12 protein-coding genes are annotated in these 14,993 nt (G+C 69.0%); 8 read left to right on the forward strand and 4 right to left on the reverse strand.

Annotation, left to right across the window (positions count from 1 at the left end):
- The coding region (locus ABZ004_RS13025; RefSeq protein ID WP_355680024.1) for an AfsR/SARP family transcriptional regulator at window positions 1–856 on the reverse strand (856 nt) is incomplete at its 3' end.
- Window positions 857–909: 53 nt separating this feature from the next.
- Here ABZ004_RS13025 and ABZ004_RS13030 point away from each other — a divergent pair.
- The 6 genes from ABZ004_RS13030 (at window position 910) to ABZ004_RS13055 (ending at window position 9,435) form a co-directional block, all read left to right on the forward strand.
- Window positions 910–1,593, forward strand: coding sequence for a response regulator transcription factor (locus ABZ004_RS13030; protein WP_355680025.1), 684 nt, complete (start codon window positions 910–912; stop codon window positions 1,591–1,593).
- The gene (locus tag ABZ004_RS13035; protein WP_355680026.1) at window positions 1,590–2,846 is read left to right on the forward strand and encodes a HAMP domain-containing sensor histidine kinase; all 1,257 of its coding nucleotides are present in this window, start codon (window positions 1,590–1,592) and stop codon (window positions 2,844–2,846) included. Before ABZ004_RS13030 ends, ABZ004_RS13035 begins: the two co-directional genes overlap by 4 nt.
- Before the next feature lie 125 nt (window positions 2,847–2,971).
- Entirely contained in the window at window positions 2,972–3,934 is a 963-nt protein-coding gene (locus ABZ004_RS13040) for a MoxR family ATPase (protein ID WP_355680027.1), read from the forward strand.
- An 8-nt stretch (window positions 3,935–3,942) separates the two neighbouring features.
- Entirely contained in the window at window positions 3,943–6,177 is a 2,235-nt protein-coding gene (locus ABZ004_RS13045; protein WP_355680028.1) for a fibronectin type III domain-containing protein, read from the forward strand.
- A 4-nt stretch (window positions 6,178–6,181) separates the two neighbouring features.
- A complete protein-coding gene (locus tag ABZ004_RS13050) occupies window positions 6,182–7,318 on the forward strand; it encodes a DUF58 domain-containing protein (RefSeq protein ID WP_355680029.1) in 1,137 nt (378 codons plus the stop codon).
- Window positions 7,315–9,435: a transglutaminaseTgpA domain-containing protein gene (locus ABZ004_RS13055; RefSeq protein ID WP_355680030.1), complete on the forward strand. Its 2,121-nt coding sequence runs from the start codon at window positions 7,315–7,317 to the stop codon at window positions 9,433–9,435. Before ABZ004_RS13050 ends, ABZ004_RS13055 begins: the two co-directional genes overlap by 4 nt.
- On the opposite strand, the gene ABZ004_RS13060 is transcribed toward ABZ004_RS13055, so the two are convergent.
- The 3 genes from ABZ004_RS13060 to ABZ004_RS13070 are packed head-to-tail and all read right to left on the reverse strand — an operon-like array spanning window position 9,436 to window position 11,998.
- On the reverse strand, window positions 9,436–10,767 hold the full coding sequence (locus ABZ004_RS13060) for a protein kinase (RefSeq protein ID WP_355680031.1): 1,332 nt from the start codon (window positions 10,765–10,767) through the stop codon (window positions 9,436–9,438).
- Between the two features lie 14 nt (window positions 10,768–10,781).
- Complete coding sequence (locus tag ABZ004_RS13065; RefSeq protein WP_355680032.1) at window positions 10,782–11,381, reverse strand: hypothetical protein; 600 nt, start codon at window positions 11,379–11,381, stop codon at window positions 10,782–10,784.
- Window positions 11,378–11,998: a hypothetical protein gene (locus tag ABZ004_RS13070; RefSeq protein WP_355680033.1), complete on the reverse strand. Its 621-nt coding sequence runs from the start codon at window positions 11,996–11,998 to the stop codon at window positions 11,378–11,380. The genes ABZ004_RS13065 and ABZ004_RS13070 overlap by 4 nt, the downstream gene beginning before the upstream one ends.
- Window positions 11,999–12,147: 149 nt before the next feature.
- Here ABZ004_RS13070 and eccD point away from each other — a divergent pair, with 149 nt between their 5' ends.
- A complete protein-coding gene (gene eccD, locus ABZ004_RS13075) occupies window positions 12,148–13,512 on the forward strand; it encodes a type VII secretion integral membrane protein EccD (RefSeq protein WP_355680034.1) in 1,365 nt (454 codons plus the stop codon).
- 1 nt (window position 13,513) lies between these two features.
- Window positions 13,514–14,956, forward strand: coding sequence for a type VII secretion protein EccB (gene eccB, locus ABZ004_RS13080; protein ID WP_355680035.1), 1,443 nt, complete (start codon window positions 13,514–13,516; stop codon window positions 14,954–14,956).
- Window positions 14,957–14,993 lie beyond the last annotated feature (37 nt).

The raw sequence follows: 14,993 nt of genomic DNA on the forward strand, positions 1-14,993 counted from the left end.
GCTCCGGGTGGGAGCCGTCCGCCGGGGTGGCGGCGCCGGCGTGGCCCGCCCAGCCGCCGGCGCCTGCCTGGTTCCAGGCACTCTGGCCGGTGCCTTCGTCGTTGAGGATTGCTTGGTGGAGGGTGGTGAGTTCGGCGCCGGGCTCGATGCCGAGCTCGCGCACCAGGGCGGTCCGGGCCCGCTGGTACGCCGCGAGCGCGTCATGGCGGCGACCGGTCTGGCGAAGGGCGACCATCAGCTTGGCCCAGGCCAGTTCGCGCAGCGGCTCCTCGTCGGTGAGCGCGCGGAGCAGCGAGATCGCGTCTGCGGACCGGCCGAGCACCAGTTGCGCGTCGGCGAGATCCTCGCGCAGCGACCGGTGCAACTCGGTCAGCCGGTCGACCGCGGTGCTCGCGTCACCCGTCAACCCGTCGTACGGGCAGCCGCGCCAGAGTGCGAGCGCCTGCTCTACCAGCACGGTGGCCTCCGCCGCACCGGCGTCGGTGGCCGGCAGCCGGTGCACCCGGTCGGACAGGTCGGCGGCGAGATCCGCGTCCAGCTCACCAGGCAGAACCGACACCCGGTAGGCACCCGGCCGGCTCTCGATCCGCTCGCCGGGCAGCGCCCGGCGCAGCTGCCAGACGTAGGTCTTCAGATTCCGCTGCGCCGACGGCGGGACGTCCCGCCCGGCCCAGACGGCGTCGATCAGCTGGTCGGTGCTGACCCAGGCGTTGCGGTGCAGGAGCAGCAGCGTCAGCACGGTGGCGGGCTTGCCGCCACCGACGTCGAGGAGCCGTCCGTCGGGGCCTTCGACCTCGAGCGGACCCAGTACCCGGAAGGCGACCCGGGCCGGCGTATGCGCTGAGTGACCGTTCATGACACATACGATCCGTGTCGACGATGACATTTCGATGACACGGGCGGCCGACGGTGCGCGTACTGGTGGTAGAGGACGACGAGGACCTGCGGATCGCGGTCTCCGCAGGGTTGCGGACGGCCGCGCTCGCGGTGGACAGCGTGGGCGACATCGCGAGCGCCGACGAGGCGCTGTTCGTGAACTCCTACGACTGCGTGGTGTTCGACCGGATGCTGCCGGACGGCGATTCGATCGGCTACATTCGCTCCCGCCGGCAAGAGGGCTGGGCGGTTCCGGTGCTGTTCCTGACCGCACGTGACACGTTGGCCGACCGGGTGGACGGTTTCGAGCACGGCGGGGACGACTACCTGGTCAAACCGTTCGCCGTCGCCGAGCTGACCGCCCGGGTGCTCAGCCTCTGCCGCCGGGCCGGCGTCGGCCGGCCGCCGGTGCTGCGCTTCTCCGACGTGGAGGTCGACACCGGCCGCCGCGAGGTCCGCCGGGCGGGGGTGTTGCTGACGTTGACCGCGAAGGAGTTCTCGGTGCTCGAATACCTGATCGTCCGGCCCGGCCAGGCGGTGACCCGCAGCGAACTGATCGAGCACTGCTGGGACGCCGCCGCGGACCCGATGTCGAACGTGGTCGACCAGACCATCAAGCGGCTGCGCACCAAGCTCCGCGGCCCCGAGCTGATCCAGGCGATCCGCGGCCAGGGCTACCGGCTGAGCAACTCGGCATCTTCCGGTTCCGGTCGATGAAGGGCCCGGCGGCCGGGCGGTTGCGGCGGCTGCGCTGGCGGCTGACCGCGATCTTCACCGCGATGAACACGATCGGCCTGGTCGTCTTCGCGCCGATGATCATCATCTTGGACACCAACCGGGCCGGCGACCGGGTCGACGGCGACCTGAAGGTCGTCACCCAGGTCGTGCTGCGGCTGATCAACGAGAGCAGCGGTCTCGAGTTCACCGCGGTCAACCTCGATCCGCTGAACAACAACTGCCCCCAGTTCGTGATCCTGCCCGGTGTCGCGACCCCGTTCCTGGCGCACCGGAGTACGGACGACTGTGCGCCGATGGATCCCGCGGTGCTGAACGCGATCGCGGCCCAGACCACCAAGAGCGGCAACACGACCTTGACCGACCTGAAGGCGGTCAACGGCGATCCCGTCCGCCTGCGATCCGAGGCCTTCAAGGACTCCAGCGGCCGGTACGCCGGTGCGGTGCTGGCCTGGAAGGACGTTCGTGAGGCGAACCGCGACCATCAGCAGCTGGTGATCGCCGTACTGATCGGCTGCGCTCTCCTGCTCACGGCAGCCTCGGCGATCGGCTACTGGCTCTCCGGCCGCGCGATCCGCCCGGCCTCGGCAGCCCTTGAACAGCAGGAAGTCCTGCTCGCAGAAACCGCCCACGACCTCCGTACGCCGGTCGCCGCGCTGCGGGCACTGGCCGAGACTGCCGCGGCTGATCCGCAGCAGCGGGCCGAGCTGTTGCCGCGAACCGTCCGGCTGGCAGGGCGGATGGGCGACATCATCGACGGCCTGCTGGTCCGGGCCCGGCTCGCGGCCGGTGTCGAGCAGCTGACGATGCAGCCGGTCTGGCTGGACCAGTTGGTGGCGGGCGTCGTCGAGGACACCCTCGGCACGAGCTCGGCCAGGGTCTCGGTGGTGACCGCGCCGACGATGGTGCGGGCCGACCCGGCGTTGCTCCAACGGGCCATCGGCAACCTTCTCGACAACGCGCTCCGGCACGGTCGCGGGCCGACCGGCGAAGCGATCGTCACCGTGACGGTCGCGGACGGCCGGGTGACCGTTGCCGACCAAGGACCTGGTGTCGACCCGGCGCTCGGTGACGAGCTCTTCGAGCGCTTCACCAGCGGCGCCGGATCGTCCGGGCTCGGCCTGTCGATCGTCCGCTGGGTCGCGTTGTCCCATGGCGGTGACCTGCGGGTCTACAACGCCGACGAGGGCGGCGCGATCTTCGAGTTCCGCCTACCCGCCGTACCGATGCCCTGATTTCGCGAAGGTTTTCCCTCTGCTGCTATCGCTCCGTCACGGTCTGTACCAGATCTGGACGACGGCTGTACCGGCGCTGACTTAGCCTCCGATGTGAGCAGCCCCTCACGCGTTCGGAGTAACAGATGAGTGCCACCATCCCGCCGGGCGAGGCGTACCGACTGGTCGCGGACAACCTGCAGAAGGTGATCCATGGCAAGCCGGAGGTGATCCGGCTGGCGCTGACCGCGCTGTTCGCCGAGGGACATCTGCTGATCGAGGATGTCCCGGGGCTCGGCAAGACCACGCTGGCCCGGTGCATCGCGCGCAGCATCGACGCGACCTGGAACCGGATCCAGTTCACCCCCGACCTGCTGCCCGGTGACATCACCGGCGTGATGGTCTACCACCAGGGCAACCAGGCGTTCGAGTTCCACCCGGGTGGCATCTTCGCCAACGTGGTGGTCGCCGACGAGATCAACCGGGGTACGCCGAAGACGCAGTCGGCGTTGCTCGAGGTGATGGCCGAGCGCCGGGTCACCGTCGACTCGATCACCCGCGCCGTACCGGACCCGTTCCTGGTGATCGGCACCCAGAACCCGATCGAGATGGAGGGCACCTACCGGCTGCCCGAGGCCCAGCTCGACCGGTTCCTGATGCGGATCGAGATCGGCTACCCCGACCACGACGCCGAAGTACGGATCGTCCTCGGGGACACCGGCCGGATCGGGCCCGACTCGCTCAGCCCGGTGATCGACGTACCGGCCCTGCGGAACGCGATCGCGGCGGTCCGGTCGGTGCACGTCGACCCCGCGATCAGCTCGTACGCCGTGAAGCTGGCCGCCGCGACGCGAGAGCACACCGCTGTCCGGTACGGCGCGAGCCCGCGTGGCAGCATCGCGCTGGTCCGCGCGGCCCGTGCGTACGCGGCGACCGACGGCCGGGCCTTCACCACGCCGGACGACATCAAGCAGGTGGCCCAGCCGGTGCTGGCCCACCGCCTGATCCTGACGCCGGATGCCGAACTCAGCCAGCGGCCCCCGTCCTCGGTCGTCGACGAGGTCCTCGCCGCGACGACGGCCCCGACGGCCAGCCTCGGCGCGGTCTGAGAGCCATCATGAATCTCCTCAAGACAATGCGGCGGATCGCCGTCGGGCAGGGCGACGAGGCAGGCGGTTGGCGCGGCCGGGCCGGTCTCGGTGGAGTAGTTGCCGTCTGCATGGTGGTGACCGCGCTGGCCGTCACCGGTGCGAGTAGCGGTGCGACCGGAGCGCAGTTCTTCCGGTCCGGGCACTCGATCTACAACAGCACGCTCGGCACCGTCTTCCACGTCAACGGTGAGACCAAGAACGTCGACGGCCAGGTGCACGTGCCCGGCGGCGGGCCGAACACCCAGGTGGTCGAGACCGACAAGAGCGGCTTCATGCTCGCCGACGGCAGCGTCACCGAGTGGGGCAAGTCGGACCTGAAGGTGTCCGACCCGCTCCCGGCGCCGACCGACGAACGGCCGGTCGGCCTGGAGGCCGGGCCTGCGGCGTACGCCGTGTATCGGGAGGCCGGCAGCATCCAGCGCTTCGGCCAGAATCCCGTGGTGGTTTCAGCCGGTGGCCGGCTGGGCCAACCGGTGGTCACTACCGGCGGAACGCTCTGGGTGCACAACCTCGCCAGCAGCCAGCTGTGCCAGCTTTCGCTCGTCGCCAACCGCCTGACCTGTACTGCGCGGCTTCCGGTCGGCCACCTCGGTTCGCTGACCCTGGTTGGGGATCAGGCGGTCTTCGTCGACACGACTGCCAAGGAAATGCGGAGTGTCGGCGATGACGGCTTCGGACGGGTCGTTCCATTGACCAGCCTGCAGTTGTCGCCCGCCTCGATCGTCGCGACGAACGACGTGGCCGGCCAGGTCGCGATCCTGGATCCGAAGAAGAACCTGCTGCAGCTGGTCGACGCATCCGCGTTGACCTCGGCCAAGCCGCCGGTCAGGCCGGTCGTCAAGGAACTCGGTCCTGGGCGGTTCGACCAGATCGCATCGTCCGGCAACGGGGTTGCGCTGATCGACTCCACGCACTCGAAGCTGATCACCCTGGACCGGGAGGGGAAGCAGCAGGCGGCCAGTCAGATCCCGGCGCCTTCGAAGAACACCAAGGCGGGGCCGGACGCGCGGCCAGGGTTGTTCCGTGGCAGCGATTCACGGCTGTATGTGGACAGTGTCGGCGGCGAGCACACGATGGTTGTCGACGACGACGGTCAGGTGACGCAGGTCGAGGTCCAGGGACCGGTGAAGAAGCCGGGCGACAACCCGAAGCCGGACCAGCCGAAGCCGGATCAGCCCAAACCTGACCAGCCCAAGCCGGACCAGCCGAAGCCCGATCAGCCGAAGCCGGATCAGCCGGTGCCGACCAAGCCGGTGGAGCCGCCGCGCACGACCGACCCGGTTCAGCCGGAGGACGATCGGCCGGATCGCCCGGTCAAGCCGCCGCCGGACAAACCGACGGTCTCCGCCAGCCGGCCGGGCGCACCCAGCAAGGTCTCCGCGACCGCCGGAACCGGTGCTGCCACAGTCAGCTGGGGTGCGGCCGCTTCCAACGGTGCCCAGATCACGTCGTACGTCGTGTCGTGGGCCGGTGGGAGCAAGACCGTCAGCGGGTCGACCCGGAAGATCACGGCGACCGGGCTGACCAACGGTACGGCGTACACGTTCACCGTTCGTGCGGTGAACCGCGTCGGCACCGGCCCGGGCGCCTCCGATGCTGCCACTCCGGCGGCCGCGGTCAGTCCGGCGGATGCCGTGCTCAGCTTGCGGGCGAAGGCATCTTCGGGCGCGGTCACGCTGTCGTGGCGACGGCCGAACCTGAACGGCGGGAAGCTGGTTCGGTACGGGATCAGCCAGAACGGCACTGCGAAGAACACCACTGGCACCAGCTACAAGTGGACCGGGCTGACGAACGGCAAGACCTACACGTTCGCCGTAGTGGTGGTCACGTCGGGTCCGAACGGTGTGATGACGGGCAAGATCGCCACAGTGAGCGCCACCCCGAAGGCTCCTGCACAGCAAGGCACGCTCACGATCAGCCAGGGACCGCGCTTCGACGGCGAGGACGACACCTGCACCGGCGGCTGCTACTACATCCACATCAAGGTCCGGAACTTCCGTCCGAACACCACCTACTACTTCCAGGGCTACACGAGCAACTTCGGGGCGCTGCACCCGGAAGGTCCTGAGCCGCTCACCACAGATGCGAACGGGGCCATCACGGTCAACAAGTTCTACAACGACGACACGGGCGGCGACGTCTGGGTCGTCATGAGCGGACCTGATGACAAGGAATCGAACCACGTGACCTGGACGGAGTGAGGTTGTGCGTCTGACCGGTCGCGGGATTGCCGTGCTGGTCTCGGCCGGGGCGGCGTACGGCCTGGGCGAGCTCGGCGGCTATCCCGTGTTCAGAGCCCTTGGTGGGCTCGGACTGGGGGCGGTGCTGGCCGCGGTACTGCTGACGGTCCGGGGTCCCAAGGTCTCGGTCCAGCGTGGGCTCACCCCCGATCGGGTCGAACGCGGCCGGGCCGCGCTGGCGACCTTGCGGGTCCGCAACACCGGATCGAGTTGGCAGCCCGCGTTCGACGCTCACGACTCGGCCGGCACGGAACGCCAGCAGGTCCGGATCCGGCGACTCGGGCCGGACAGCGAAGCGACGTACCGGTATGAACTGCCGACGTCGCGGCGCGGCCGGATCGAGGTCGGGCCGTTGACGCTCGAGCGCCGCGATCCGCTCGGCCTGGCCCGGAACCGCCTGCCCACCGGCGAAACGGCGACCCTCTGGGTGCATCCGAAGCGGCATCCGACCCGGACAGTGGTGGCCGGCCGGCCACGCCACCACCACGTCGGCCGGACCGCCGACGACTCGCTGCGCGGATCCGCGGACCTTCGCGATGTCCGGCCGTACGTCGTCGGGGACGAGGTCAGGCACCTGCACTGGAAGGCGACCGCGCGGACCGGGCAGTTGATGGTGCGTGACTTCGTCGACCCGGACCAGCCTCGCCTGACCGTGCTGCTGGACACCCGAACGGAGCCGTTGCCCGCTGCAACCTTTGAAGAAGCCGTCGAGGTAGCTGCCTCGGTGCTTTTCGCAGCGTCGATGGCCGGACACCGCTGCCGGCTGTTGACCTCGGCCGGCACCGATCTCGCCGCACCGGGTGGTGCCATGGCCTCGCGGTTGTTCCTGGATGAGCTCTGTGTCGTCGAGCAAAGCGACGACCGGTCCGGTTTGTTGCCCAAGGCGCTCACTACTGGCTCGTCGAGTGGCGGCGCGATCGTCGTCGTGACCGGCGCCCGGGGAACGGCCGGCGATCTCGCCCCGCTACTGGTGCGCTACAGCTCGGTGACCGTTCTCGGACTCGGACCGGTGCACGGTGTCGCCCCGATCCTCGGCGCTCGCGTCATCTTGGCCGCCGACGCGACCGAGGCGTTGCAGCAGTGGACGGGCGTGATCGGATGAACACCCGCCGACGTACGGTCGCCGCATTGCTCGGCGCCTTGATTGCCGGGCTCTGCTTCGGGCCGGTCTTCACCGTGCGATCTCTGGTGCTTCCGGTCGCTGCGGTCTGCCTGACCGTCTATGCCATCACCGAGCTTTGCCGCTACAAGCCTGCACTGACTGTCTGGCGTCCGTTCCTCGTCGCACTGGCCGGACTGCTGGCGATCATCGAAACGGTGCTGATAGCAACTACCGTGGCAGGTCTTCCGACGCCTACTTCGATCCGTGCGCTGGGGCACGGTCTGACCTCGTGGCACCTGACGCTGGAGTCCACCTGGCCGGCCCGACCTGATCCGGATCTGGTGCTGTTCGTTCCGCTGCTGGTACTGATCGCCTGCCTGCTGGCTGTCGAGTTCCTGGACCGTACGCCGCCGCTGGTCGCCGTGCTGCCGAGCCTCATCGTGGTCGGCGTGAGTCAGCTGTACATCGCGCTGACCGGGCTGAACGCGGTACTGGTTGCCCTCGGCTACGGCCTCGTCGTGGCGGGACTGCTCTTGCCGGACAGAGTGGGAAACTCTCGCCGTCGGCCGGTTCTCGCAGCCGCGCTGCTGGCCGTCGTGGCGGTGGTGACCGGAGCTGTGGTGAGCGCGGTCGATCCCGTCGGTCGACGCCCGTACACGTTGCAGCAGGTGCAGAGTACGTCGGCGCCGTCGAGGCCGGTGGCCAATCCGCTCGACGAGTTGGCGGCCAGGCTCGACAAGCGGAATCAGGACAAGGTGGTGTTCCGGTACAAGGCGGCTGGACCCGTCGGCCGTTGGCGGCAGGTGGCGCTGGACGACTTCGACGGCGCGAACTGGAGTACGAGCAACCCGATCTTGCGGATGGGTTCGACGCTGCCGACCGATGCCGACGTCACCGTCCCGGTGACGCCCGAGCATGCCGAGGTCGAGCTGACCGGTCTGGACGGACCTTGGTTGCCGGGCCAACTCCTGCCGCGCAAGCTGAGTGGCGTCGCCGAACCGAGGATCGAACCGATCGGCGGCACACTGGTCGCGGCCGGTGCGCCTGCGAAGTACGAGCTGACCTGGTCGAAGCCGACCGTGGACGCGAAGTTCCTGCTCCGTGCCGGGATCGAGGCGGATCCGGCTAGCGGGCTCGGCGACATCGGCGACGTACCGGCCGAGGTGTTCTCGATCGCTGACGACGCGGTCGCGGGAAAACGAGCCACTTTCGCGACGGCGCTGGCGCTGGAGGCGTACATGCGGAAGCGGTACAAGCTGGCCGTCGGTGATCCGTTGCCGACCGGGCACAGTTGGCCGCAGCTGCGGGATTTCCTGGTTGACGACAAGCCGGGGACGAGCGAGCAGTTCGCCGCGGGGTACGTCGCGCTCGCGCGGTCCGTCGGCATCCCGGCCCGCTTGGTGGTGGGCTTCCGGGCGCCAGCAGGAAAGGACGCGGGTGGCTGGTCCACGGTGCGCAATCGCGACGCCCTCGCCTGGCCGGAGGTCGCTGTCGAGGGTGTTGGCTGGTGGCCGCTCGATCCTGCAGGGCAAGCCGATTCGCAGCAGAGCGCCGTACCGGGCAGTGAGGCGGATGTGACCGACCAGGCTCGCGCGGAGGTGCCGCCGGCCAGCAAGATCGAGGATCCTGAGGTCGCGCCGGCGCCGAAGGAGAACAGCACGGACCGCGGCTGGGACGGCATCAAGGTTCCGGTGCTGGGGATCTTCGTCGTCTCGGCCTCGCTGCTGGTGCTCTGGCTGCTCGGCGTACCGCTGTTGAAGCGCATCCGAGCCTTTCGGCGCAAGCGACGTACAGGCAACGCCGCTGTTGTCGGCGCCTGGGCTGAGGCGAGGGACCGGCTCCGGGCGCACGGCGTACCGGTAACGTCTGGAATGACTGTCCGGGACCTCGCGCTGGCCTCCGCTGAGGTGGCAGATCCCCGTGCGCAGGCCGGCCTTGCCGTCGTCGCCAGGTCGGTGGATCAGGCGCTCTGGTCGGGCGGGCCGAGCTCGGTCGAAACCACCGATCTCGCCTGGCACGGTGTTCGCGAGGTTTGCCGCGGCCTTCGCACGCGGCCTTTGGTGGAACGCTTCCAGGCTGCCCTGGAACTTGGCACCCTCTTCCCTCGCCGTAGCTGATCAGCTGTCGCAGGTGGCGCCGCGGATGGGGAGGGGCTTGCTCATGTAGATGGCGTGGCCGTCGGTGCCCTGGACCTCGAAGCAGTACTTGAGGCCGGGAACGACGTTCACGGTCAACGAGGTGCCGCTGCCTTTGTAGCTGGTCTGGGCGCCTTTACCGCCTTGTTCGGCGACGTACACGGCGTACGTGAGCGGCTTGGAGCTCATCCACTGCAATGAGACCGAGGTGCCGTTGTCCTTTGGTGGCAGGAGATTCAGCTCGACGGCCGGCGTACTGGGCGCCGCCGAAGGAGTAGAAGTACTGGTGTTGTTCTGCTGTGGCTCACTTTGCTGCTTCTCGCGACCGAACATCACCGGCACCGCAACAGCGAGCAGAGCCACCACCGCCGCTGCCCCAATCACCAGCCCTTTGGACGGCGCCTTCCTCGTCCGCGGCGTCTTCACAACCGGCGTCGGCAGCAGTGGCGCAACTTCAGCCACCCTGGCCGCCGCCAACTCGTCCCGGAAATCATCGAAGTCGAACTCGTCCGCGGTGGCCCCGTCCCCCTGCAACAGAAGGGCTTCCAGCACCGCCACGACCTCGACGGCCTCCGGTCGTTCGGTTGGTTCCTTGGCCAGCATCCGGCCCAGCAACTCACTGAATGCCGCCGGCACGTCCCGCCCGGAGACAGCCGGAGCAGCCTCGCGAAGCACCCGCAGTACGACGTCGTCCGGCGTCTCACCGGTCCTTGCCGGGAAGGGAGAATGGCCGACCAGAGCGAGGTAGAGCACCGCGCCGAGACCATACACATCGGCCTGCTCGGACAACTCGCCGTCCCGCAGTACTTCGGGCGCCGTGTACGCCGCGTCAGCCATCAAATCCCGTGGGAACCGCAGCCGCAGACTCACCCCGAAGTCGCTCAGAGCGGGTTGGCCCGAGGCTCGCTCCAACACGTTCGCCGGCGTCAGACCGCCGTGCACCAAGCCGATCTCATGCGCCTGCGCCAGCACCGAGGCCAGAATCTGCCCCAGCACCAGAACATCCCCGATCGGCAACGGCCCACCCGCCACCAGCTCCGGCAACCCCTGCGGACAGAACTCCATCCGCAACCCGGTCCGCCCGTCCGGCAGCTCGTCATACCCCTCCACCAGCACAACCGACCCCGCCGCCCGCAACCCCGCCAACCGCGCCTGCTCAACCTCCACCCCATTGAACGTCCGCCGATCGAGCGCCTGCGGATAAACCTTGACCACCCGAGTCCGCTCCCCGGGCAGCAGAAAGATCTCGGCGACCGGTCCGCTGGTCCGGTGCATCAACGCGTCATAAGGAATCGAGGCCATCGCAGCACTCATCTTCGCACCCGGCCTCAGCCGACGTCTGCGAGATCCAGGTAGGCACAGCCGTGTGCCAGGAGATACCGCAGATCGCCGAGGATCTCGCCCAGTGCATCGAGAGGCCCCTGTTCCCGGCCGAGGTCGGACGTGACGGCCGCGCGGACCTCACAGCTGTGCCACAGCGTCGGCGCCACCGAACCCCATTGCCACAACTCGTAGCAGTCCGGATCCAGTACAGCGGCCGCTCCCAGACCTGGTACGCCGACCGCGTGCCCGTCCGGTCGATCGGGTGCGTTCCCCAGCCCCACGAACAGCACGTCCAGCCGGTGCTGCTTGGCGAACGCGGTCGCCTCGTCAGGGCGATCCGTTACGACGGTGAGTGCTCCCTGCGTCACCAGCTCCTCCAGCTGAGTGCCTGCGTCGGGGATCTCCGCAGCCTGCAGCAGGATGTCCTCGACGGTCAGCCGGCCTTTGCCGATCTCGGGTGTTCCATGCGCCAGCACCCAGACGGTGAACGCGTCCTCGCTCAACCGGTACTGCTGCCAGCCGACTCGAACGGCATGCACGGACTCGCCGTCGGCACCGGCCCTGGTGCCGCCGTAGTGGCCGATCGGGAACACCGTGCCGCTCATCGAACCCTCCGATCGAAGTACGCCGCTCTGACACAGAGCAGCGCGTGAACGTTCTGCAGTACGCCGGCCAGCACCTGGTGCGGATCGATCTCCTCGGGATTCGTCACCCCGACGTGCTGAGCCACCGTCGCCGCGTCCTGGCACCCGGTCCACAACTCCGGAGCCAGCCGGGTCCACGCCCACACGTCGTACAGGGCGTTCGACACCTCGACGACCGGCTGACCCAGCAAGCCGATCCGCTGCATCCCGGGGCTCTCCGGCGTACCGCCCAGCCCCAGCATCAACGGCACCAACTGATGCCGCTCGGCGAATTCGACCGCCTGCGCCTCCCCGGGTTCGACAGCGACCAGCAACCCGTCGTTGAGAAACCGCTTCACCGTCAACTCGATGCCGTCCAGCCCCAGCTCGTGCGCGGTGGCTGCCAGCGAGCCGAGCCGCGGCCGGTTGTCGCCACCAGTGCCGTGGGCGAGCAACCAGACCGCGTAGTCGCGATCCTCGAGCTCGATCACCTCGGCCCCCAGCCGAACCTGCTGCCGATGCCGATCGGACCCCGGCTCGGGAAAGAGCACCCCGAGATCATGCCCAACGGGCATCAGCAACGCATCGTCCGTCCGCACCGGCTTCCTCCGTCCGCTCGACTTCTTCCTGAGCGTAGGAAGGCGCCGCCGGTCTCCGCAGCCGGTGTCCGGTAGCTGCCGCACACCGCCGTACGTCGGCGCCCTCCGGCACGCTGACGGCAACGACTTCAGCGAACAGGAGCGGACAGATGAGGATGACGGGCCTGGTCAGGGTCACCGTCGCGGCCCCGACCCGCCGCATCGACGTGGCCCTGCCCGAACACTCAGCAGTAGCGGAAACGGTCCCGACCCTGCTCCGCGCCGCCGGCGAACACCTCGCCGACGACGGCGTCGGGGCCGGCGGCTGGCTCCTCCGCCGAGCCGACGGCACCCCCTTGGCGCTCGGCCAAACCCTGGCCCAGCAACGAATCCGCGACGGCGAGATCCTCCACCTCGTCGAGCGAACCATCGACTGGCCCGAACTCGAATACGACGACGTAGTAGACGCCATCGCCAACGGCGCCGGCCGGACCGGTCGCCTCTGGGCGCCGCGCACCACAAGAGCAGCAGGTCTGGCCCTTGGCGGCCTCGGCCTCCTACTGGTCCTGGTCGACGGACTCCGGCAGCAACCGCCGTCGTCGTCGGCCGGCTGGTTCCTCGGCGTGGCAGCGATTCTGCTGGCGGTGGGCACCTTGCTGTCGAGGGCGCTCGGTGACGCCTCAGCAGGAAGCATGCTGGGCGGCTCGGCCCTGGTCTTCGCGGCGGCCGGTGGCGGATTGATGCTGACCGGGACCGGTGGCCTGACCTCGGTAGGTACCCCGGACCTCCTGCTGGCCTCGGCGGTGTTGCTGCTCACCGGAATCCTCGGCCTGGCCGGGATCGCCGACCGGCCCGCCTTGTTCGCCGCGGCGATCGTGACCGGGGTCCTCGGCCTGATCGGAGGCTGGTTGGCCGGCTGGGATTCGCTGGACCCGCACGAGTCGGCCGCGATCCTCGCGGGCGGTCTGCTGGCCTTCTCGCCGACGTTCGGGGCGCTCTCGATCCGGCTGGGCCGGGTGCCGATGCCGGTACTGCCGCGGAGTACGGCGGATCTGGTGCGCGACGAAGCACAGACTCCGCGCCGGCTCGTCTATCTGGCGGTCGTCCGGGCGGATGCCTTCCTCACCGGACTGCTGCTCGCGACGGCCGTGATCGGCATCGGCAGCGAGATCGTCCTGGTTCGCTCCGGCGGCCGGGCGGTCTGCTGGTACGTCGCTCTGCTCTCGATCGGCTTCCTCCTCCGTGCCCGGCTGTACCCCGTGATCCGCCACCGGCTCGGCATGATGGCGGTCGGAGTCGGCGGACTGACTGCGCTGGCGGTAGGTCCGCTGATGGCGACACCCACCGCTGGGCTGATCCTGCTGGCGGTTGCCGCCCTGGTGATCGTCATAGGAATGCTCGCGAGTACGAAACCGCTGAGTCCCTACCTGAGCCGGTACGCCGAACTGCTGGAGATCCTTGTCATCCTGGCGGTGATCCCGCTGTGCTGCGCGGTGCTGGACCTGTACTCCGTCGTCCGCGGATTCGGAGGCTGAGATGGCGAACCGCCGAGATCAACTGCAGTCCCACCAGTTCCTCGTCCAGCGAGTGGTGTCGGCTCTCGTACTGCGGGAGTCGGATCCCGAGCAGCCGCCGTTCCGCAAGCCGCTCGGCGCCGCCTTCGGCAGTATCGGGCTGGCACTCCTCGTGCTGGCGGGTTTCGCGGTCTACGGCCTGATCGTCCCCGGCGGCAAGACTGCTTGGCGCAACGGCGAGTCGATCATCGTGGAGAAGGAGACCGGCACCCGCTTCGTGTACGTCGACGGGCGGCTGCATCCGACCGCCAACTACGTCTCGGCGCTGCTCGCCAAGGGCAGTTACGCCCCGTTGATGAATGTCTCGAGCAAGTCGCTGGCCGGCGTGCCGCGGGGACCCAGGGTCGGTATCGCCGACGCGCCGGATTCGTTGCCGTCCGCCAAGGGATTGCTCGGCGGACCGTGGTCACTGTGTTCGGAGCCGGCCAAGGACCAGACCGGCGCGTCGGTGGACGAATCGGTGCTGATGGTCGGTCAGGCTCCTACGGCGGGCCGGGTGCTCGCAGATGAGGCGTTGCTGGTCGCCGTCGCCGAGACCGGCGATCAGTACTTGTTGTGGAACGGCTTCCGGCACCAGATCCGTAGTACGGACACTGTGACGGTGGGGCTCGCGCTGAGATCGGAGCCCTGGGCAACGGTCGGGGTCGAGCTCATCGACGGGCTGCCGGCCGGCGACGCGCTGCGCCCGATCCAGGTCGCGAAACTCGGCCAGCCGTCGAAGGCCGTTCCCGGCCTGAGCTCGCTGCGGAACGGCCAACTGCTGGTGATGAGGGCGTCGGACGACGTCAGCCAGTACTACCTGGCCGAGTCCGACCGGCTGGTTCCGATCACGCCGTTGCAGTACGACATCCAGCGCGCTTTTGCGCCGACGGCCAGGGCCTACCAAGGCAAGCAGCCGACCGCCGTTCCGATCGGGCTGGTCGCGGCCGGGCAGGCGCGCCAAGGCGCGACACCGTTGGCCGGCCCTGCGCAGCTGCCGGCCGAACGACCCGAGTTCGCTGGTCCGCGGACCAGCGGGTCGTCCTTGTGCGCGGTCTTCGCCCCTGGGCGCGACGTGCCGCAGCTGGCCGTCGATGTGACGATGCCGCCGCGGGACGATCTCGCCACCACCGTCTCCCGAACCGGTCGCGGCACGCCGCTGGCCGACCGGGTCGTGATCTCTCCGGGCAGAGCTGCGCTGGTGGAGACGATGACATCTGCACAGGCGCCGGCCGGCACCACGGTCCTGGTCAGCGATCTCGGCGTCGCGTATCCCCTGGCCGGCCCGGACGTCCAGGGCATCCTTGGCTTCGCCGGCGCCCGGCCGATCCGGATGCCGGCCAATCTGGTGGCCCGGATTCCGCTCGGCAGCGGTCTGGCTCCGGCCTCTGCGAGCAAGCAACCGGCCGCACCAGCGCTGCGCTGACCGTCCATCCTGGAGACATAGTAAGGCCCACCGTCCG

It is taken from the genome of Kribbella sp. NPDC006257 (assembly GCF_040613535.1).
In the GTDB taxonomy this organism is placed as follows: Bacteria; Actinomycetota; Actinomycetes; order Propionibacteriales; family Kribbellaceae; genus Kribbella.